This is a genomic window from Paraburkholderia kururiensis (assembly GCF_034424375.1).
GTDB lineage: Bacteria > Pseudomonadota > Gammaproteobacteria > Burkholderiales > Burkholderiaceae > Paraburkholderia > Paraburkholderia kururiensis_A.
Genome location: NZ_CP139965.1, coordinates 3,704,019 through 3,723,361 on the forward strand (window position 1 = coordinate 3,704,019; position 19,343 = coordinate 3,723,361).

18 protein-coding genes are annotated in these 19,343 nt (G+C 65.7%); 4 read left to right on the forward strand and 14 right to left on the reverse strand.

Annotated features, from left to right (window positions below; genetic code table 11):
- Positions 1-214: 214 nt before the first annotated feature.
- From holA to U0042_RS16535, 7 genes are all read right to left on the reverse strand, one after another.
- Positions 215-1,399 (reverse strand): DNA polymerase III subunit delta, encoded by a 1,185-nt coding sequence (holA, locus tag U0042_RS16505; RefSeq protein WP_114813272.1) that lies wholly within the window; start codon positions 1,397-1,399, stop codon positions 215-217.
- A 176-nt stretch (positions 1,400-1,575) separates the two neighbouring features.
- Positions 1,576-2,127: an LPS assembly lipoprotein LptE gene (gene lptE, locus U0042_RS16510; RefSeq protein ID WP_042302491.1), complete on the reverse strand. Its 552-nt coding sequence runs from the start codon at positions 2,125-2,127 to the stop codon at positions 1,576-1,578.
- A 119-nt stretch (positions 2,128-2,246) separates the two neighbouring features.
- On the reverse strand, positions 2,247-4,841 hold the full coding sequence (leuS, locus tag U0042_RS16515; protein WP_114813270.1) for a leucine--tRNA ligase: 2,595 nt from the start codon (positions 4,839-4,841) through the stop codon (positions 2,247-2,249).
- 241 nt (positions 4,842-5,082) lie between these two features.
- Positions 5,083-5,586 carry an ExbD/TolR family protein gene (locus tag U0042_RS16520; RefSeq protein ID WP_114813268.1) on the reverse strand — a complete coding sequence of 168 codons (504 nt, stop codon included), beginning with the start codon at positions 5,584-5,586 and terminating at the stop codon, positions 5,083-5,085.
- A 17-nt stretch (positions 5,587-5,603) separates the two neighbouring features.
- Positions 5,604-6,338, reverse strand: a complete 735-nt coding sequence (locus U0042_RS16525; protein ID WP_114813266.1) for a MotA/TolQ/ExbB proton channel family protein — start codon at positions 6,336-6,338, stop codon at positions 5,604-5,606.
- 68 nt (positions 6,339-6,406) lie between these two features.
- Positions 6,407-7,204: a 4-hydroxy-tetrahydrodipicolinate reductase gene (dapB, locus tag U0042_RS16530; RefSeq protein WP_114813264.1), complete on the reverse strand. Its 798-nt coding sequence runs from the start codon at positions 7,202-7,204 to the stop codon at positions 6,407-6,409.
- 87 nt (positions 7,205-7,291) lie between these two features.
- Positions 7,292-8,152: an outer membrane protein assembly factor BamE gene (locus U0042_RS16535; protein WP_198665374.1), complete on the reverse strand. Its 861-nt coding sequence runs from the start codon at positions 8,150-8,152 to the stop codon at positions 7,292-7,294.
- Positions 8,153-8,326: 174 nt separating this feature from the next.
- Here U0042_RS16535 and fur point away from each other — a divergent pair, with 174 nt between their 5' ends.
- Positions 8,327-8,755 carry a ferric iron uptake transcriptional regulator gene (fur, locus tag U0042_RS16540; RefSeq protein WP_017777047.1) on the forward strand — a complete coding sequence of 143 codons (429 nt, stop codon included), beginning with the start codon at positions 8,327-8,329 and terminating at the stop codon, positions 8,753-8,755.
- A gap of 111 nt (positions 8,756-8,866) precedes the next feature.
- Here fur and U0042_RS16545 read toward each other — a convergent pair whose 3' ends face one another.
- The 3 genes from U0042_RS16545 to U0042_RS16555 form a co-directional block, all read right to left on the reverse strand.
- The gene (locus U0042_RS16545; protein ID WP_114813260.1) at positions 8,867-9,379 is read right to left on the reverse strand and encodes an ureidoglycolate lyase; all 513 of its coding nucleotides are present in this window, start codon (positions 9,377-9,379) and stop codon (positions 8,867-8,869) included.
- Positions 9,376-10,389 carry an allantoicase gene (gene alc, locus U0042_RS16550; RefSeq protein ID WP_114813258.1) on the reverse strand — a complete coding sequence of 338 codons (1,014 nt, stop codon included), beginning with the start codon at positions 10,387-10,389 and terminating at the stop codon, positions 9,376-9,378. Before alc ends, U0042_RS16545 begins: the two co-directional genes overlap by 4 nt.
- A 226-nt stretch (positions 10,390-10,615) precedes the next feature.
- Positions 10,616-11,965, reverse strand: a complete 1,350-nt coding sequence (locus U0042_RS16555) for a C4-dicarboxylate transporter DctA (protein WP_114813407.1) — start codon at positions 11,963-11,965, stop codon at positions 10,616-10,618.
- A gap of 243 nt (positions 11,966-12,208) precedes the next feature.
- Here U0042_RS16555 and U0042_RS16560 point away from each other — a divergent pair, with 243 nt between their 5' ends.
- Positions 12,209-12,907 (forward strand): FadR/GntR family transcriptional regulator, encoded by a 699-nt coding sequence (locus U0042_RS16560; protein WP_114813256.1) that lies wholly within the window; start codon positions 12,209-12,211, stop codon positions 12,905-12,907.
- Between the two features lie 150 nt (positions 12,908-13,057).
- On the opposite strand, the gene gap is transcribed toward U0042_RS16560, so the two are convergent.
- A complete protein-coding gene (gene gap / locus U0042_RS16565) occupies positions 13,058-14,068 on the reverse strand; it encodes a type I glyceraldehyde-3-phosphate dehydrogenase (protein WP_114813254.1) in 1,011 nt (336 codons plus the stop codon).
- Positions 14,069-14,174: 106 nt separating this feature from the next.
- A complete protein-coding gene (gene tkt, locus U0042_RS16570) occupies positions 14,175-16,205 on the reverse strand; it encodes a transketolase (protein WP_114813252.1) in 2,031 nt (676 codons plus the stop codon).
- Positions 16,206-16,744: 539 nt separating this feature from the next.
- On the opposite strand from tkt, the gene U0042_RS16575 reads away from it, so the two are divergent.
- Both U0042_RS16575 and U0042_RS16580 read left to right on the forward strand, forming a co-directional pair.
- Complete coding sequence (locus U0042_RS16575; protein WP_114813250.1) at positions 16,745-17,158, forward strand: VOC family protein; 414 nt, start codon at positions 16,745-16,747, stop codon at positions 17,156-17,158.
- Positions 17,159-17,184: 26 nt separating this feature from the next.
- Positions 17,185-17,925: a 16S rRNA (uracil(1498)-N(3))-methyltransferase gene (locus tag U0042_RS16580; protein ID WP_114813248.1), complete on the forward strand. Its 741-nt coding sequence runs from the start codon at positions 17,185-17,187 to the stop codon at positions 17,923-17,925.
- A 98-nt stretch (positions 17,926-18,023) separates the two neighbouring features.
- On the opposite strand, the gene U0042_RS16585 is transcribed toward U0042_RS16580, so the two are convergent.
- Both U0042_RS16585 and U0042_RS16590 read right to left on the reverse strand, forming a co-directional pair.
- The gene (locus U0042_RS16585; protein WP_114813404.1) at positions 18,024-18,584 is read right to left on the reverse strand and encodes a barstar family protein; all 561 of its coding nucleotides are present in this window, start codon (positions 18,582-18,584) and stop codon (positions 18,024-18,026) included.
- Positions 18,585-18,600: 16 nt separating this feature from the next.
- Positions 18,601-19,032: a ribonuclease gene (locus U0042_RS16590; RefSeq protein WP_017777057.1), complete on the reverse strand. Its 432-nt coding sequence runs from the start codon at positions 19,030-19,032 to the stop codon at positions 18,601-18,603.
- Between the last annotated feature and the right edge of the window lie 311 nt (positions 19,033-19,343).

A 19,343-nucleotide genomic window follows, 5' to 3' on the forward strand; every position in this document is an offset into this window, starting at 1 on the left:
GATGCTGCGCGTTCGCGAAGTCCGTTCCGGCGGTGCGTTGCGCGTGGTGTCGTATCTGCTTGCAGGAAGTCTCAGGATTGTAAGTCCTGCCGACCCCGTTTGCTCGCGGCCAAGGTTTGTGGTGACGCCTGAAAGAAGCGCTGCGGCGAGGGCTCGCGCTCACGTTGTGTCGCGCGCCGCGTCGTCCATCTTCCTTCGTGCGCGGCGTGGGCGTTCAGACTGGCCGGCCGCGGACTGGCCTCGATGGCGCTGCTGGCCCCGCCGATCCGGCTGACCCAACCGGTCGCCCGCCGGACGCACGCGGTGGTGGTGCAGCCGGCCGGCCCGCGCCCGCCGTCTGCGCGGGCGACGGCGCCGCCACCGCCATGGCAAGTTCGAAGAGCCCGTCCCATGCATCGGGCGGCAGCAGGTCGCGCCGCTCGCCTCGCGCGTTCGCGGCAAGTCCCTTCACCTGCCTATCGAGCCGCGCCGCAATCGCAAGCGCACGCTCCAGCGTGGGCTCCGTGATGCGCGACAGCGCCGGCCCGACGAGCCGCTCGCGCGGCCCCCACACGCGGTTCTCACGCAGCAGCATGGCGAGCGGCTTGCCGGCCGCCACGCCGCGCTTGATGCGCAACAGCGTGCGCAATTCCTCGACCACGGCCCACAGCACGAGCACCGCCGCCTCGCCTTCGCCGCGCAGGCCGTCGAGCATGCGCGCCAGTCTGCCGACGTCGCCCGCCAGCATTGCCTCGTTCAGTTTGAAGACGTCGTAGCGCGCCACGTTCAGCACGGCATCGTGGATCTGCTCGAAGGAGAGCGCGCCAGCGGGATACAGCAGCCCGAGCTTCTGGATTTCCTGGTGCGCGGCAAGCAGGTTGCCTTCCACCCGCTCAGCGATGAATTGCAGCGCGCGGCGGCCCTCTTCGCCGGGCGCCACGCGCTGGCCCTGCTGCGCGAGCCGCTGGCCCACCCAGTTCGGCAACTGCGCGCGCTCGACGGGATCGATCTTCAGCGCGACGCCCGCCTCCGCCAGCGCCGTGAACCACGCCGACTTCTGCGTGGCCGCGTCGAGCCGCGGCAGCGTGACGAGCGTCAGCACGTCGGGGCTCGCGCCCGCGGCCAGCGTCTTCAGCGCCTCGCCGCCTTCCTTGCCCGGCTTGCCGGACGGAATGCGCAGTTCCACGAGTTGGCGGTCGCCGAACAGCGACATCGACTGGCTCGCGCCCAGCAGCGTGCTCCAGTCGAAGCCGCGCTCGACGGTGAAGACATTGCGGTCCGTGAAGCCGGCCGCGCGTGCCGCCGCGCGGATGCGGTCGCACGCTTCCTGCACGAGCAGGTGCTCGTCGCCATAGACCACGTAGAGGCCGGCGAGGCCTTTACCGAGGTGTGCTTCGAGTGCGTCGAGTCGCAGTTGCATGGCGCTGGAGCGTTGAAAGTGATGCGCGGAATCGGCTGAAAAACGGCTTAAACAGCAGGCTGAAAAGCGGCTTGAGATTCAGCGAGAGAAATGGGGCTACGAAGACGAGGCTACGAAAAGCGAGGCCGGTGTCGACGCGTGCGTGGCGCGGAAGGCTGCGCGCACGCGCCGGTGCATTACAGCGGCGGCGGCGGCAGCGGCGCGCGCGGCGCGACGCTCGGCACTTCCTGGCCCGGCGCCGGGTGCAGCGTGTGCACGACGCCGAGCCGGCGCGTGAGCTGATCCACGGCGTCGTTCTGCATGTCGGCGTACAGGATGTCCGCTTCCTGGCCCTTCGCGAGCGAGTACTGCGTGCTGTAGGTCATGGCGCGATTCAGCGCGATGACGCTCGGGTTGATCAGCATCGTGCCGTCTGCGCCGACGAGCGTGTAGTTCAACGAGTAGTTGAGCTGATACTCCTCGACCACGCCGAGCGTGCTCAGCGTCAGCGTGCTCATGCCGCGCGCCTCCGATACGCGCAACACGGCATCGGCGTTCGCTGGCGAATTGACGACCACGGTGTCGCTGCCGCCTTCCACCATGCGCGTGAGACGTGCCGCCACGGGCGCCGGTGCGCCGACGATCGCGAGGCGCTTGAACGCGTAGTTCTGCTGGCCGCGCAGCTGGAAACCGCAGGCGGACAACATCAGCGCGCCACATGCCAGCGTCAGAAACGATCTACGAATCACTTGGGCTCCCGAGGTTCACGACGGTTGGACCGCACTGTCCGGACACACCGTCTGGACCGAAAGCGATCGCTCGCGTCTTCCGTCCTTCAGGACAGAGCAGAACAGAAGACGCCGCATGTTTACACCACGATGTTCACGAGGCGGCCGGGCACGATCACGACCTTCTTCGCGGGCTTGCCCTCGCCGAACTTCGCGAACATTTCGTGCGCCAGCGCTGCCTGCTCGATAGCCTCGCGCGCGGCATCCTTCCCCACGGTCAGCGCGCCGCGCACCTTGCCGTTCACCTGCAGCACGAGTTCGATTTCGGCCTGCTCCAGCGCCTTTTCGTCGACCTTCGGCCACGGCGCATCCAGCAGCGTGCCGAACTCGTCGGCATAGCCGAGCTCCTGCCACAGACGGTACGTGACGTGCGGCACGACGGGGTACAGCACGCGCAGCAGAATGCCGAAGGTTTCGCGCAGCACGGCAGGCTGCGCGCCCTTCGCGCCTTCCAGCGCGTTGAGCATCTTCATGGCCGCCGACACGACCGTGTTGTACTGCAGACGCTGATAGTCGAAGTCGGCCTGCTTGAGCACGCCGTGAATCTCGCGGCGCAGCACCTTGTCGGTTTCGGCGAGTTGCGCGGCATCGAGCGCGGTCTGCGCACGCAGCACGTCCGCGTTCGCATAGCCGAAGCCCCACACGCGGCGCAGGAAGCGGCTGGCGCCTTCCACGCCCGCGCCCGACCATTCGAGCTGCTGCTCGGGCGGCGCGGCGAACATCGTGAAGAGACGCGCGGTATCGGCGCCGTACTGATCGATCAGAACCTGCGGGTCGACGCCGTTGTTCTTCGACTTCGACATCTTTTCCACGCCGCCCAGCACCACGGGCTTGCCGTCCGCATTCAGCGTGGCGCCCACGGGGCGGCCCTTGTCGTCGTGCGTGACCGCCACCTCGGCCGGGTTGTACCAGGTCTTCTTGCCCGCGTCGTTCTCGCGGTAATACGTTTCGTTGAGCACCATGCCCTGCGTGAGCAGGTTCTTCGCAGGCTCGCCGAACTTCACGAGGCCCATGTCGCGCATCACCTTCGCCCAGAAGCGCGAGTACAGCAGGTGCAGGATGGCGTGCTCGATGCCGCCGATGTACTGATCCATCGGCATCCAGTAGTCGGTGCGCTCATCGACCATCGTGGTCGCATCCGACGCCGGATAGCGCGAGAAGTACCACGACGAATCGACGAAGGTGTCCATCGTGTCGGTTTCGCGCTTCGCGGCTGCGCCGCACTTCGGACACGTGCAGTTCAGGAACGCCTCGGACTTCGCGAGCGGGTTGCCCGTGCCGTCCGGCACGAGGTCTTCCGGCAACACGACGGGCAGATCCTGCTCGGGCACCGGCACGTCGCCACAGCTCGGGCAATGGATGATGGGGATCGGCGTGCCCCAGTAGCGCTGGCGCGAAATGCCCCAGTCGCGCAGGCGCCAGGTCACCTGACGATCGCCCACGCCGAGCGCCTTCAGGTCCGCGGCGATCGCCTTCACGGCGTCTTCGTGCTTCAAGCCGTCGTACTTGCCGCTCGCGACGCACACGCCCGCTTCCTTGTCGCCGTACCACTCCTGCCAGGCATCGGTGGAGTACGTCTTGCCCGGCACGTCCACCACCTGCTTGATGGGCAGACCGTACTTCTTCGCGAACGCGAAGTCGCGCTCGTCGTGCGCGGGCACGCCCATCACGGCGCCTTCGCCGTAGCTCATCAGCACGTAATTGCCGATCCAGACCTCGACCTGCTGGCCCGTGAGCGGATGCGTGACGAAGAAGCCGGTGGCCACGCCCTTCTTTTCCATCGTCGCCATGTCGGCTTCCGCAACGCCGCCGTGCTTGCATTCGTCGATGAAGGCCTGCAGCTCCGGACGACCTTCGGCGAGGCGCGTGGCAAGCGGATGCTCGGCTGCGATCGCGCAGAACGTGACGCCCATGATGGTGTCGGCGCGCGTGGTGAACACGCGCAAAAGCTTCTGCTCGCCGTCGATCTCATACGGGAAGCCGAAGTTCACGCCGTAGCTCTTGCCGATCCAGTTCTGCTGCATGACCTTCACGCGTTCGGGCCAGCCGAGGCCTTCAAGGTCGTTGAGCAGTTCGTCGGCGTACTGCGTGATGCGCATGTAGTACATCGGGATTTCGCGCTTCTCGACGAGCGCGCCCGAGCGCCAGCCGCGCCCGTCGATCACCTGCTCGTTCGCGAGCACGGTCTGGTCGACCGGGTCCCAGTTCACGGTGCCGGTCTTCTTGTAGACGACGCCCTTCTCGAGCATCTTGAGGAACAGCCACTGGTTCCACTTGTAGTAATCGGGCTTGCAGGTGGCGACTTCGCGTGACCAGTCGATCGCGAGGCCCATCGACTGCATCTGCCCCTTCATGTACGCGATGTTGTCGTACGTCCACTTCGCGGGCGGCACGCCGTTGGCCATCGCGGCGTTTTCGGCGGGCATGCCGAACGCGTCCCAGCCCATCGGCATCAGCACGTTGTAGCCGTTCATCCGCAGATAGCGGTACATCACGTCGTTGATCGTGTAGTTGCGCACATGGCCCATGTGCAGCTTGCCCGACGGGTACGGCAGCATCGAGACGCAATAGAACTTGGGCCGGTCGGTGCGTTCGGTGGACCGGTATGCGTCGTTCGCGCGCCATTCGCCCTGTGCGGTGGACTCGACGTCGGAAGGAACGTATTTTTCGTGCATGGTGTGGATGGGATTTCGCCAGGTTCGGTGCAGCGCACCGGGCCGGGTGCGTTTGCCTTGTTGATGTCGCGCTCGCCACCGTTCGGCGAGACCCGCAGACTTTTCGCGGGAAACGTCGATTATACCGTCCGCAACGGGCGCCCCCGCTGCGGGAGGGCGGGGTTTTGCGTGCTTTTGCCGCTGAAAGCGGTCTGCGTGAGCGGTGTTGCGGTTCGAGAACCGGTTGCCGGCCGATGACCGGCTAAGGTTTCGTCGCGCCAGGCGCTGGCGTGGGTGTGGCTGGTGCACGCGGTGCAGGCGCGGCAACGTCCGATGACTCGCCGCCCTGCCCCTGCGGCGGCTCCGTCACGAAGCCGATGCGCTCCAGCCCCGCCTGTTGCGCCGCGCCCATCACCTGCGCGATCACTTCGTAGCGCGTAGCGCGCGCGGCCCTCAACTGGATCTCGGGCTGCCCGGCGCGCCGGGCAGCCTCCGCGAACTGCGCGCGCATCTGCTCGACCGTCACGGGTTTGGCGTTCCAGTAGATCTTGCCTGCGGCGTCGATGGAAAGCGTGATGGTTTCGGGCGTGGGCCGCGCCGGCGCGGCGGCGACCTTCGGCAGATCGAGCCGGATGGCGTGCGTGAGCAGCGGCGCCGTAATGATGAAGATGACGAGCAGCACCAGCATCACGTCGATGAGCGGCGTCATGTTGATGTCCGCCATGGGCGCGGAATTCTGATGCTTGTCGAGTCCGCCGAATGCCATGCCGCGCTCCTCGTGTCTCAGCCCGCGGACACCCGACGCCCGCTCGCGTCGCGTTGCGATTCGCGGGCCGGCGCCGGGGCGTCGTGGGCCTCGGGGCCGCAGACGTACGCGTGAAGGTCGTGCGCGAAGCCGTCCAGGTCCTCGGAAAGCTGGCGCGCGAGACGGCCCAGGATGTTGTACGCGAGCACAGCCGGAATCGCGACCACGAGACCGAATGCCGTCATGATGAGCGCCTCGCCCACCGGACCGGCCACGTTTTCGATGGCGGCCTGCCCGCTCGACGCGATGCTGCCCAGCGCGTGATAGATGCCCCAGACGGTGCCGAGCAGCCCGACGAACGGCGCCGTACTGCCCACCGAAGCGAGCAGCACCTGGCCGAATTCGAGCCGACGTTGGGAGGTATTGAGCGCCTGGCGCAGCGCGCGAAGCACGCGCTCGCTCCTGTCCACACGGGCAAGCAGCGCACCGGGCATGTCAGCTTCGGACGCCTGCAGTGCCGCCTGGGCGAGCGGCAGGAAGATGCGTTCGCGGTCCGTGCGCCGCATTACGTCAACGCCCTCGGCAAGCGTCTTCGCCTGCCAGAATTGCGCGAGGGCGCTCGGCCCCTGGGTTTTCGCGCGCACCAGCATCCACGTTTTGACGAGCAGGAAGCACCAGCTCGCCATCGACATCGCGAGCAGCACCCAGGCCACTGCGTGCGTGATGGCGTCGCTCGTCTGGAGGTAATGAACGATACCGGTGCCTGCTGCCATGGAACCTCGCTTCGCCGGTGACCGTTGTCGCGTCGACCGCGGCCCCGGATGGGAACGGAACAGCGTGCTCAGCGCAGGCCGAGCACGTCCTGCATGTCGTAAAGGCCGGTGGCGCGGCCTTCGAGGAAGCGCACCGCGCGCAGCGCGCCTTGCGCATACGACTGGCGGCTCGCCGACTTGTGCGTGATCTCGATGCGCTCGCCGATGCCGGCGAAGAGCACGGTATGGTCGCCCACGATGTCGCCGCCGCGAATGGCCGAGAAGCCGATGGTCGAGGGATCGCGCTCGCCCGTCACGCCGTGGCGCCCGTACACGGCGCAGTCGTCCAGATTGCGACCCAGCGCGCCGGCAATCGCTTCGCCCATCATGAGCGCCGTGCCGGACGGCGCGTCCACCTTGTGACGGTGATGCGCCTCGATGATCTCGATGTCGTAGCCGGTCGCGAAATAGCGCGCGGCGAACTCGAGCAGCTTGAGCGTGACGTTCACGCCCACGCTCATGTTGCCGGCAAACACGATGCCGATCTTTTCGGCTGCGGCGTGCACGCGGGCCTTCTGCTCGGGCTCGAAGCCGGTGGTGCCGATCACGAGCTTCACGTTGTGGCGCAACGCCGCTTCCACGTACGCCATCGTGCCTTCGGGCCGCGTGAAGTCGATCAGGTAATCGGCTTTCGAAAAGACTTCGTCGAGATCGCTCGTGAGCGGCACGCCGCTCGTCTTGCCGAGAAACGCCGCCGCGTCCTGACCGAGCTGCGGGGAATCCGCGCGGTCCAGCGCGCCGGCAAGCGTCGCATCGGGATCGTTGAGGACGGTTTCGATCAGCATGCGGCCCATTCGGCCCGATGCACCGGCGATGGCGATTTTCATGAGCTTTCCAGCAAGTCGGAGGGTGGGCGGGAATCACAGCGGGACCGCGTTGCGCGCGGTCCCGCTCGCATGTGGCGGACCGTCAGATCAGCCGCCCGCTCCCTGCGCAGTTGAAGACGTCGGCGAAGACGTGAGCGGCGCGTTGTGCGTGGGCCCCGTGCTGCTGTTGTCCTGCGTGCCCGTCGGCCCGACCGGATTCGACTCCGGTGAAACGGGTGCCGGCGCCGGCTTGCGACGCAACTGGATCTGCTGCTGCGGCGTGGTATCGACGCTCGACGGCACACCCACACCGCTGCGCGGCGCGTTGGCCCGTGCCGAGGACCCGCCGGTTGTCGGCGTCTGCACCGCGTTGGTCGCGCGATTCGCCGCCTGGGCGGCCTGTGCGTTCGGGTCGGTCTGCGGCAGAGCAGCGGCGTCGGCAGCGATGCCCGGCTGACCCGCCGTGTCCGGCACCGTGGGCGCATAAGGCGCGCTCGCCGGTGCAGCCGCAGAGGCCGCCGAGCTTGCCGCGCTTGCTCCACTTGCCGGCGCAGCGGCTATGGGCTTCACCTTCTTGCCGCTCTTGTCGCCGTCGATCTCGGCAAGCAGTTCCAGGTTGGAAGGCAGATCGTCGCCGCCCGACCAGGCCGCCACGCGGTCGCCCGCGAAGTTCACGATGAAGTCACGCTGCTGCACGACGGAGGTCGAGCCGCGCTTGAAATAGAAGATGTAGTCCCACCGGTCGTCGTGGAACATGTCCGTGAGGAGCGGCGTGCCGAGCAGTTGCTTCACTTCGGCGCGGGACATGCCTACCCGCATTTGCGCCGCCGCCTCTTTCGAGACGAAGTTGCCCTGCACGACAGTGATGCGATACGGCGTAATGCGCTGGGCAATACGCTGAGTCAGGCTGTCATAGGTCGAACATCCGGCCAGAACCACGCATGCTGCCGCGATAAGGACGCCCGTCATGGTGCGCGCCGAACGGCTGCCCCGGTTGATCAATTGAAATTCTGGAATCATGTCCCTCACCGTGCGGGCTGCCCTTTCAGGCGTGAAGCCGCGCGTATTCTGTCGATAGATGACCGGAACGGCAAAAACCCATTACCATTAGAACCCTGCATTGTACTCCAGGGACTCATCGTCATGACCAATCCAACCGATCTCAAGAACATCGGGCTCAAGGCGACCCTGCCGCGCCTCAAGATCCTGGAGATATTTCAGCAAAGCCCCGTGCGTCACCTGACCGCCGAAGACGTCTACCGCAACCTGCTGCACGAGGAACTGGACATCGGGCTTGCCACCGTCTATCGCGTGCTGACGCAGTTCGAGCAGGCGGGTCTCCTCACGCGCAGCAACTTCGAATCGGGAAAGGCAATCTTTGAGTTGAACGAAGGGTCGCACCACGACCACCTCGTGTGCCTTGATTGCGGGCGCGTGGAAGAATTTTTCGACGCCGAAATCGAGAAGCGCCAGCAGGCCATTGCGGCCGAACGGGGTTTCAAGCTGCAGGAGCATGCCCTCGCGCTGTACGGCGCGTGCACGAAAGAAAACTGCCCGCATCGCAAGCATTGATGCAGCAGGCCGCTGACGCCGCGGCCTGAGGCAGGCTCCAACGCAGCGTCGGCAACGCCTCTTCCCCCACTCCTCATCAACTTCCCGCTACCTCTCTACGCCACCTGGCCACTACGACATATCGAGCTGCCAGGGGTGCTCGAGTGCGATCTCGTCGCAATTCGGTCCGTCCCCGCCGCGGTCGATCACGATGAAATCGCTCGCGTGATCGAGCGCGATCAGCGGATGGTGCCAGACGCCCCGCGCATAGTTGACGCCCTGCCAGCCGTCGCTCACGAAAGCGCGCATGCGCGAGGCGTCGAAATCGCCCGCGGGCGCCACCACCACGGCATACCGCACGCCCGCAAGCGGCAGAAACGCCTGACTGCCGCGTGGATGCCGCTCCATCAGCGCAATCTCGAACGGCAGTGCGCGTGGCTGCGCGCGGAACACGTTGACGAGCGGACGGCCGCCGTCGGCGCAGACGTCGAGCGTCGCCAGGTCGTGATAGCGCTCCGTGGTGCCGCCATTGATCGGAAAATGACGCGCACCGGCGAGTTCGATGACGTCGCCGAATGGAGCGAACGTTTCGCGCGCCAATGGTTCGACGCGCAGCACGTTCTTCGCGATCGCAGGCAAGCTCATGCGAGTTCGCCCCACAGGCGCAATCTCGACACGCCGCCATCCGGATAGATGTTGAAGCGCACGTGCGTGACCACGCCAAGGGACGCAAGCTGGTCGGCCTCGAACGTATGCACGTGGTCCATTTGCAGCGGCATTTCGGGCAACAGCACGGGCCAGAACATGGCCTGCGTGACGAGCGATTCGTCGGTGCCGCCCTCCACGCGCGCCGCCTGCAGCGAGCAACGGTCGGGGTAATTGCCCTTGAAGTGCGCGGTGTCCACTTCGATCTTGCGGATCACGCCCGGACGTGCGAGCGCGATGATCGCCCAGTCGTTGCCCGGCTCGCGGCGGCGCCGCGTTTCCCAGCCGTCGCCCATGTTCGCGCCGCGGCCCGGCATCAGCATCTGCGAGGCCGCACCGAAATGCTGGTTGTTTGCCGTCACCAGCCAGGCGCCGTTTTCGACGGCGGCCAGATCGATCAGTGCGCCGGCTTCCACGCGCGTCCAGTCGCGCTGCGGCTGCCCGTAGACGCGCAGCCGCGCAAGGCCGCCATCGGGATAGAGGTTCACGCGAATGTGCGTGCACGGGGCGCCGGACTGCACCGTCACGTAGTGGTGCTGATTACCTTGCAACGTCGTAGCGGGCACGAGCGGCTGCCATTCGATGTCGTCGGGCGGCAGGTCGCCTTCGGCGTAACAGCCTTCGAGCGATGCCGCCGGCGGGAAATTGCCCGTGAAGTGGCTCGTATCCAGATCGACGCCATGCACGACACCCGGCCGCGCCAGCTTCACGATGCACCAGTCGTGGCCGGCAGTGCGCTTGCGGCGTGTCTCCCAGCCGTCCATCCACTTGCCGTGGTCGTCGTACTTGCCCGGGATGAACACCGCGGGCTGCGGATCGAGCATGCGCTCCTTCGGCGCGAAGAATTCGTCGCTGGCGACGAGCGCCTTTGCGCCGAGGCGCGCGTCGGCCAGATTCATGTAGCGGCGCGTGAAGGCGGGCGCGTTCGGATCGAGGATCGGAGTAGCCATGTTTTCAGCTCGAAGGTGAAGAGGAAAAACGGAAAGCCGCGCTTGCCGGCCGGGCTGCGCGTAATCGGGTCCCGCGGTCGGCTCGCCTCGGATGCGAGCCGACTGCCGTGGCGTCAGCGTGGGGTCATCACGGGGTCACGACGAGCGGCGCTCAGTTGGCGCTCAGTTGACCGATGCGTCGACAACCCGCCGTTCGCCACAATCTGTCGCGACATTCGAAGCACGATCAGACCGCACGAAGCTCATCGCCGCCTGCCGTTTGCGCGGCTGCGGGCACGCCGGCCGGCAAGGCTTCGGCCTCGCCCGCGCCGAAGCGCAGCGCCGGATCGAAATCGAGCACGCGGCGCGCGCGGGCCTTGTCGATGTCGTTCTCCCACACGGCCACCACCACCGTAGCCACGCAGTTGCCGATCAGATTCGTGACGGCGCGCGCAATGCCGACGAACCAGTCGACCGGCAGGATCAGCACGAGGCCCAGCACCGGAATGGCGGGAATGGCGGAGAGCGTCGCGGCCAGAATCACGATTGCGGAGCCGGGAATGCCGTGCGCGCCCTTCGACGTGACGAGCGACACCAGCAGCACCACGATGAGGTCATGCAACGACAGCGGCGTATTGGTGGCCTGCGCGATGAACAGCACGGCAAGCGTCAGGTAGATCGAAAAACCGTCCAGGTTGAACGAGTAGCCGGTGGGAATGACGAGGCCGACCGTCGAGTCCTTCACGCCCATCCATTCCAGCTTGCGCATGACCTGAGGCAGTACGGCGTCCGAGGAAGCGGTGCCGAGCACGATAGAGAGTTCCTCGCGCAGATAGCGGATCAGCTTGAACACGCTGAAGCCCGCCAGCCGCATGACGAGACCGAGCACGATCACCACGAACGCGAAGCAGCTCGCGTAGAACACGACCACGAGCAGGCCCAGTTGCTTGAGCGAACCCACGCCGTACTTGCCGGTGGTGAACGCAATGGCGCCGAGCACGCCGAGCGGCGCGAGCTTGATGATGAAGCCCATCACGCGGAACAGCACCTGGGCGAAGTCGTCGATCAGGGTGCCCACGCGCCGCCCCTTTTCGCCGAGCAGCGAAAGCGCCGCCCCGAACAGCACCGAGAACACCAGAATCTGCAGCACGTCGCCCTTGGCGAAGGCGTCGAACGGCGTGTCGGGGATGATCTTCAGCAGAAAGCCCGCGGTGTCCTTCAGGCTTTTGGCGTTCGTCGCGTAGGTGGTCAGTGCCGTTGCATCGAGCGTCTTCACGTCGACGTTCATGCCGGCACCCGGCCGTGTCACCCAGGCCAGCACCGCGCCGATCATGAGCGCAATCGTGGTCATGATTTCGAAGTAGACGACTGACTTGATGCCGACGCGCCCTACCTTGCGCAGATCGCCCGCATGCGCCATGCCGCTCACCACGACGCAGAACACGATGGGCCCGATCACCATCTTGATGAGTTTGAGAAAGCCGTCGCCGAGCGGCTGGAGCGACTGGGCGAATTGCGGATACAGCGCGCCGAGGGCCACGCCCACGACAAGGGCGATTACCACCCGCCCAAACAGCGAATTGAAAAACCTCGACACGGTGGTCTCCTGTTCCGGATTCAACAGTTCATACTGGTCAGACCAGTACTGTTATGGCGGATAGTAGGAAGCCGATATAGTCGCGTCAAGGAATCAAAAAACGGGGTTTACCCCGACAGCTAAGCGAATCCGCTGTCGGTTCGTCTGCCGGATTGGGGGACGCACCTCGCCACGCGGCCGGGCAAGGCACGGCGCCCGCGACATCGGTTTAGAATGCCGGTCAGACCACGCTGCCGGAGCATCATGAAGAACGTCCCGCACACCGTTACCGACACCGCCATCGCCACCATCCGCGAGCGGATCGAAGGCGGCGCCTATCCGGTGGGCAGCCTGCTGCCCGCGCAGCGTCAGCTCTCCGAGGAACTCGCCATCAGCCGGGCATCGCTGCGCGAAGCGCTTTCGCGGCTCGAAGCACTCGGCATGCTGAAGATCCGGGCCGGCAAGGGCGTCTACGTCGAGAGCGCCCAGGCCAGCAGCCCGCAGGTCTGGCGCTTCGCCGACCAGTCGTCGCTGCCGGACACGTACCAGATGCGTTACGCGCTGGAGGGCTTCGTCGCGCGCATGGCGGCGCTCGCGATCACGGAGAGCGACGTCGAATGGTTCGACGAAAACCTGGCGGCACTGCACGGTGCGCTGGCTGCGGGCGAACTGGACGAAGCGGCGCAATTCGACTTCGACTTCCACATGCGCATCGTGAGCCTTGCCGGCAACGCCGCCATCGAAGCGATTCTGCGCAGCAGCGCGGACATCATGAAAGAGAGCCAGCGGATGCCGTTCTACCGTCGCGAGCTGCTGCTCTCGACGTACCACGAGCATCGCGAGATCGTGGATGCGCTCAAGGCGCGCAACAGCGAAGCGACCGGGCGCGCCATCGAGATCCACATCGCCAATGCGGCACAGCGCGCGGGCGTCTACTTTCCTACGCCGCAACGGTCTGCCTGAAGCGGCACGAACGAGAAGGGGCCACGACAAAACGAAAACGCCACGGAAGCGATGCTTTCCGTGGCGTTTTCCATTTGTAGCCGACATCTGGCGCCGGACCACTTGCCCCCAGGCGAACGCGCCTAAGCGCGCCCGCCTGCATCATGGCAATTACTTCGCGTTAGCCAGCGCGACCGCCGTGTCCAGCATGCGGTTCGAGAAGCCCCACTCGTTGTCGTACCAGCTCGACACCTTCACGAGACGGCCCGACACCTTGGTGAGCGTCGCGTCGAACGTCGACGAAGCCGGGTTGTGGTTGAAGTCGACCGAAACGAGCGGCGCCACGTTGTAGCCCAGAATGCCCTTCAGCGCGCCTTCCGAAGCTTCCTTCATGATGGCGTTCACTTCTTCCACCGTGGTGTCGCGCTTCGCGATGAACGACAGGTCGACGATCGACACGTTGATGGTCGGGACGCGAATTGCGTAGCCGTCCAGCTTGCCGTTCAGTTCCGGCAGCACGAGACCCACGGCGGCGGCCGCGCCCGTCTTCGTCGGGATCTGGCTGTGCGTGGCCGAGCGCGCGCGGCGCAGGTCTTCGTGATAGACGTCCGTCAGCACCTGGTCGTTCGTGTACGCGTGGATCGTGGTCATCAGGCCGTTTTCCACGCCGATCTTGTCGTTCAGCGGCTTGACGAGCGGCGCGAGGCAGTTCGTCGTGCACGACGCGTTCGAGATCACCGTGTGCTCGGCCTTCAGCGCGTGGTGGTTCACGCCGTAGACGATGGTGGCGTCCACGTCCTTGCCGCCCGGCGCGGAGATGATCACCTTCTTCGCGCCGCCCTTGATGTGCGCGCTCGCCTTTTCCTTCGTCGTGAAGAAGCCCGTGCATTCCATCACGACATCCACGCCCAGCTCGCCCCACGGCAGCTCGGCCGGGTTGCGGTTGGCCAGCACGCGGATGCGGTCGCCGTTCACGACGAGGTAATCGCCATCCACGCCGACTTCACCCGGGAAGCGGCCATGCGCCGTGTCGTACTGGGTGAGGTGCGCGTTCGTCTTGGCATCGCCGAGGTCGTTGATCGCGACAAACTGGATGTCGTGCTTCTTGCCGCTTTCATAGAAGGCACGCAGCGTGTTGCGGCCGATCCGGCCATAGCCGTTGATTGCAACGCGAATCGTCATGGTTTATCTCCTGATGGATGGCAAAAAATACCTTCTAGTATCCGTTGATCGACGGATCCCGCCGAGCGGCACGACGTCGCGCCGCCTGGCGGAGCACCGACGCGCCTCAGTCCAGCGCAGCCTTCGCCGCGTCCACGACGTGCTCGACGGTGAAGCCGAAGTACTTGAACAGCACGCCCGCGGGCGCCGATTCGCCGAACGTGTCGATACCGACGACGCTGCCCTCGAGGCCCACGTACTTGCGCCAGAAATCGGTCACGCCCGCTTCGATGGCGACGCGGCGCACGCCCTTGGGCAGCACGCGCTCGCGGTATTCGGCGTCCTGACGGTCGAACGCATTGGTGGAGGGCATCGATACCACGCGCGCGGCAACGCCTTCGCGCGCGAGCGGCTCGACAGCCTTCAGCGCGAGTTCCACTTCCGAGCCGGTCGCAATCAGGATCACCTTGCGCGCGACCACTTCTTCGTCCCAATCGCGCAGCACGTAGCCGCCCTTCGCGATGTTGGCGATCTGTGCGTCGCTGCGCGGCGAGAACGGCAGATTCTGGCGGCTGAAGACGAGGCACGACGGGCCGTGATGCTCGATGGACTCGGTCCAGGCCACCGCCGTTTCGACCGTGTCCGCAGGACGCCAGAGCGTAAGGTTCGGAATCAGGCGCAGGCTCGAGAGATGCTCGATGGACTGGTGCGTCGGACCGTCTTCGCCCAGGCCGATCGAATCGTGCGTGAACACGAAGATGGACGGCACCTTCATGAGCGCAGCCATGCGCAACGCGTTGCGGCTGTAGTCCGAGAACGTGAGGAACGTGCCGCCGAACGGCTTGTAGCCGCCGTGCAGCGCGAGACCGTTGATGGCCGCGCTCATGCCGAATTCGCGCACGCCGTAATTAATGTGATTGCCCCACTGGATGGCCGTTTCGCCGGTGCGCGGCGCGCGCACAGGCTTCGACGCCTTCCAGTTCGTGAGGTTGGAGCCCGTCAGGTCGGCCGAGCCACCCAGCAGTTCCGGCAGCGCCGCGGCCAGCCCTTCGATGGTCTGCTGCGAGGCTTTACGCGTCGCCACCGTTTCGGCGCGCTCGTTGGCGCCGGCGATGATGGCCTGCGCCTTCTGCGCCCAGTCGGCGGGCAGCTTGCCGGCGCTGCGACGCTCGAACTCCGCGGCCTCCTGCGGGTACTTCGCCTTGTATTGCGCAAACGCGTCGTTCCATGCGGACTCGAAACGCGCGCCGGATTCCTTCGCATCCCACGCCGCGTAGATCTCCTGCGGAATCACGAACGGCTCCCACTTCCAGCCGAGTGCCTCGCGCGTCTTCGCGATTTCGTCCGCGCCCAGCGCCGCGCCGTGTACGTCGTGGCCGCCGGCCTTGGTGGCCGCGCCCTTGCCGATCACCGTCTTGCAGCAGATGAGCGTGGGGCGGTCGGACTTCTTCGCCTCGGCAATCGCGGCGTCCACGGCATCGACGTCGTGACCGTCCACATGCGCAATCACGTGCCAGCCGTAGGCCTCGAAGCGCTTCGGCGTGTCGTCGTGGAACCAGTTCACGACGTCGCCGTCGATGGAAATGCCGTTGTCGTCGTAGAGCGCAATCAGCTTGTTCAGCTTGAGCGTGCCCGCCAGCGAGCAGGCCTCGTGCGAAATGCCTTCCATCAGGCAGCCGTCGCCGAGGAACACGTACGTATGGTGGTCGACGATCTTCGCGTCCGGCTTGTTGAACTCGGCGGCGAGCAGCGACTCGGCGAGCGCCATGCCCACTGCATTCGCGAGACCCTGGCCCAGCGGGCCCGTGGTCGTTTCCACACCGACGGTGATGCCGTATTCAGGGTGGCCCGGCGTCTTCGAATGCAACTGGCGGAAGTTCTCGAGTTCTGCCATCGGCAAGCCGTAGCCCGTCAGATGGAGCAGCGAGTACAGCAGCATCGAACCGTGGCCGTTCGAGAGCACGAAGCGGTCGCGGTCAGCCCAGTGGGGATTGACGGGGTTGTGCCGCAGATGACGCGACCACAGCGCAACGGCGATTTCGGCCATGCCCATCGGCATGCCCGGGTGACCGGAGTTCGCCTTTTGAACGGCGTCCATGGCGAGCGCGCGAATCGCGTTGGCCATGAGGGAGGTGGGAACGGGAGACGGGGTCGTCATGTCGAGTCCGGAGAACGAGAGTGCAAAAAGGCGGCGTGCGCAGCGGTGCGGGCGGTCCGGAGGCTCGGTGGCCCGTCGACTCCGACGCACGGTGCGGCGCCGGAAGACGCGAAACGGGCAGAGCAAACGGACAGGGCTGCAAAGCACGTCATTCTAGCAGATCGAACCGGAGGCTCCCGGCCGAGCTGGCGCCGCCGACGGCGCCCCAAAACCACCTGGGACGGCACGCCGGCGCGGGTTTCACCAAGGCATGCGGCCTGCGGTGAGGGCCGCGATGCAGGCGCGCCCTGGTCGCGCGAAAGCATCAGCAAGCGGTGCGCCCGCGCTCGTTTGGCGTTCGGTCGGTGCCCGGGCGCCACGCGATAAACTAGGGCCACTGACGTCGGTCCGTGCGGAGCGTCTGCCGCCGGACCGGGCCGCACGAGTTGGCCGCATGAATCGGCCGCATGAATCGGCACATGACCGCACCTGGCGACGCGCCCTCCGGCCGCGCGCCGCCAGGTTTTCTGCAATCCGCCCACCCCGAGGAGGAACGCTCGATGGATGCCCCACGCCCCGCCGGAGTGCCGTGGTTGACGCCGTACCTGACGGTGCGCGACGCACGCGCCACCATCGCCTTTTTCGAAACGGCGTTCGGCTTTCGCGTGCGCGACTGCGTGCAGGACGACGGCGCCGTCATGCACGTGGAGATGACCTACCACGATCAGCTCATCGTGATGTTCGCGCCCGAAGGCGCGTTTGGTTCAGCGGCGAAAACGCCGCGCAGCGCGGGCGCCATCGCCCCGCAGTCGTTTTACCTGTACGTGGACGACGTCGACAGCACGTACGCCCGCGCGCTGGCGGCAGGCGCGAAGTCGCTGAGCGAGCCGCAGGACCAGTTCTGGGGCGACCGTTTCGCGCAGATCGAAGATCTGGATGGGTACCGCTGGGCGCTTGCGCGCCATTTGTCTTGAAAGAAGTGAAGGAAGAGAGCCGCGTCATGCCCCGTTTCTTTGTCGATAGCGCGCTTCATTCGGGCGCCACGCTGCCGTTGCCCGACGACGTCGCCCGTCACGTTCAGGTGCTGCGCTTGCGCCCCGGCGACACCATCGAGCTCTTCAACGGAGAAGGCGGTCAGTTCGACGCCGAAATTGTCGAGATAGGACGGCGCGATATCCAGGTGCGAGTGGGCGAGTTCCGCGCCGTGGAGGCGGAGCCGCCTTACCGGCTCACGCTGGCCCAAGGCGTTGCGGGCAGCGACAAGATGGACTGGCTGATCGAGAAGGCGGTGGAACTGGGCGCCTCGGCGTTCGTGCCGCTCGTCACGGCGCGCAGCATCGTACGGCTCAGCGGCGAGCGGGCCCAACGGCGACAGCAGCACTGGCAACGAATCGTTCAGGCTTCCTGCGAACAATGCGGCCGTAATCGGCTGCCGGCAGTCGCGGCGGCTCAGGAGTTCGGTCTCTGGCTAGCGTCGCTGCCCACCACGCCGGTTGAAGGGGAATTGCGCCTGTTGCTCTCGCCGCGCGCGAACCAGCCGCTCGCTGCCTTGCCGCAAGAGGCGCCGCGAGGAAACGTCACGCTGCTGATCGGACCCGAGGGCGGCCTCTCGCCAGACGAAGAAGCCGCTGCACGAGAATGCGGCTTCACAGCGATAGGACTCGGCCCACGCGTGCTACGCACCGAAACGGCCGGCATCGCCGTGCTTGCCGCGCTGGCGGCGCGTTGGGGCGGCTGGTGAGCCACCCGCTGGTTTAACAATCTCGGCCGCAAAAGCACAAAGCCCGCCGAGAGGCGGGCCTTGCAGTGCCAACGGACGCCGTGCGCCTGTCGTGCCGGTCAGGCGAACGAGTAAAACACGCGGAACGCCACCTTGCGTTCGGCCCAGAACTCGGCCGCTTCGCGAAACACGTCAAGCAGCGTCTCGCGCCCTTCCTTGTCGAACTTCTGCGCGATAGGCAAGCCTTCCAGCACGATCACGAAGCCGGGTTGCGCGCCGGCCTTGTGCACGAGGTCCGTGAGGCAGTCGTAGAGCGCGTCGTAGTTCTTGCCGAAGTGCTTCGGAAACAGGAACGACGTGGCGATGGTCTCCAGCACTTCCTGCTTGCTCTGGGCGTTCGCGCAGTGAGCGTAGAGGAAATGCTGCTGGAGCCTGTTCGCTTCGTCGGCCAGTTCCTGCACGCGAAACGCGCGGATCGATTGCACGATGTTCGGTCGTACCGTTTTGAACAGGCCCGTGGACCCTTCGTTCGATGAAAGCATAGTGCTGGCTTCGCCCTGGATGTCCCTGCCCTGACCGGTGGCGTGCATCTGCATGACGCGCTGGAACAGATTGCCCTCGCCGGCCGCGAAAAGATCCGTCGCGACCCCGGAGTCGTGCGCGTAGATGTTGTCGCTCATGCCGCTCATCCCGATGTCATTCAACAATGCGTTTAAAACTGGCGTAGTGGTCGTCGGAGTAATAACAGTTGTCGATTCGACGCAGCGGACCGCCGCAGACGATGCGCCGGGCGCCACGATTGCGGGCACGAGGCGTAGGAACGGTGTATTCGTGGTAATAGCCGCGCCGATGCGGCGGCAGCAAACGCTCGAAGTTGCCGAATACGACGCCGTCCTTATCGTACGGGTAAGGTCCGCCTGCCGCTATGAGGTTCAAGGTATTGACCGCCTGCGGCGGCAGCTGGGCCCGCGTAACGACACCCTGGGCGTCTTGCGAGCCCTCCGCTACAGGAGCGGGAAGCTCGCGTGCAAGCGCGTTGCCAGCGAAGAGTGCGCCCACATTGCCGGCCGCGAGGACGGCGCTCGTTGCGGCGACTAGCACGCCGTTGCGGAGCCACTTGCGTGCCATGTATCACATTCCCGCTATCGAATAAACGAGTTCGACGACCATGAAAGGTGTAAGGGTATCGCTATTAGTCGCGGGAATCAATGATGGTCGGGTAACCGAAAGGCTTTTCGCCGCCGTGGCTGAACATTCTGCGCGCCGGCCATCCATCCGCGTTGACGATAGTTCACAGATAAATTTATCTTGTCCGAGATAAAATTGCGATGCGGCGCGCGAACGCGGCGGGTGCCACCCCTGTTGCATGAGGGTTCGTGTGCTGCAGCCCAAGCCTGTAGGTGGCATTTTGAGGGTAGCGACTGTGCGCTTTGCCTCGA

Coding starts and splice junctions, on each gene's coding strand:
- holA (WP_114813272.1), bottom strand. CDS start 1,399: ATGCAACTGCGACTCGACGCACTCGAAGCACACCTCGGTAAAGGCCTC.
- leuS (WP_114813270.1), bottom strand. CDS start 4,841: ATGCACGAAAAATACGTTCCTTCCGACGTCGAGTCCACCGCACAGGGC.
- U0042_RS16520 (WP_114813268.1), bottom strand. CDS start 5,586: ATGGCATTCGGCGGACTCGACAAGCATCAGAATTCCGCGCCCATGGCG.
- U0042_RS16525 (WP_114813266.1), bottom strand. CDS start 6,338: ATGGCAGCAGGCACCGGTATCGTTCATTACCTCCAGACGAGCGACGCC.
- dapB (WP_114813264.1), bottom strand. CDS start 7,204: ATGAAAATCGCCATCGCCGGTGCATCGGGCCGAATGGGCCGCATGCTG.
- U0042_RS16535 (WP_198665374.1), bottom strand. CDS start 8,152: ATGACGGGCGTCCTTATCGCGGCAGCATGCGTGGTTCTGGCCGGATGT.
- fur (WP_017777047.1), top strand. CDS start 8,327: ATGACCAATCCAACCGATCTCAAGAACATCGGGCTCAAGGCGACCCTG.
- U0042_RS16545 (WP_114813260.1), bottom strand. CDS start 9,379: ATGAGCTTGCCTGCGATCGCGAAGAACGTGCTGCGCGTCGAACCATTG.
- alc (WP_114813258.1), bottom strand. CDS start 10,389: ATGGCTACTCCGATCCTCGATCCGAACGCGCCCGCCTTCACGCGCCGC.
- U0042_RS16560 (WP_114813256.1), top strand. CDS start 12,209: ATGAAGAACGTCCCGCACACCGTTACCGACACCGCCATCGCCACCATC.
- gap (WP_114813254.1), bottom strand. CDS start 14,068: ATGACGATTCGCGTTGCAATCAACGGCTATGGCCGGATCGGCCGCAAC.
- tkt (WP_114813252.1), bottom strand. CDS start 16,205: ATGACGACCCCGTCTCCCGTTCCCACCTCCCTCATGGCCAACGCGATT.
- U0042_RS16575 (WP_114813250.1), top strand. CDS start 16,745: ATGGATGCCCCACGCCCCGCCGGAGTGCCGTGGTTGACGCCGTACCTG.
- U0042_RS16580 (WP_114813248.1), top strand. CDS start 17,185: ATGCCCCGTTTCTTTGTCGATAGCGCGCTTCATTCGGGCGCCACGCTG.
- U0042_RS16585 (WP_114813404.1), bottom strand. CDS start 18,584: ATGAGCGACAACATCTACGCGCACGACTCCGGGGTCGCGACGGATCTT.
- U0042_RS16590 (WP_017777057.1), bottom strand. CDS start 19,032: ATGGCACGCAAGTGGCTCCGCAACGGCGTGCTAGTCGCCGCAACGAGC.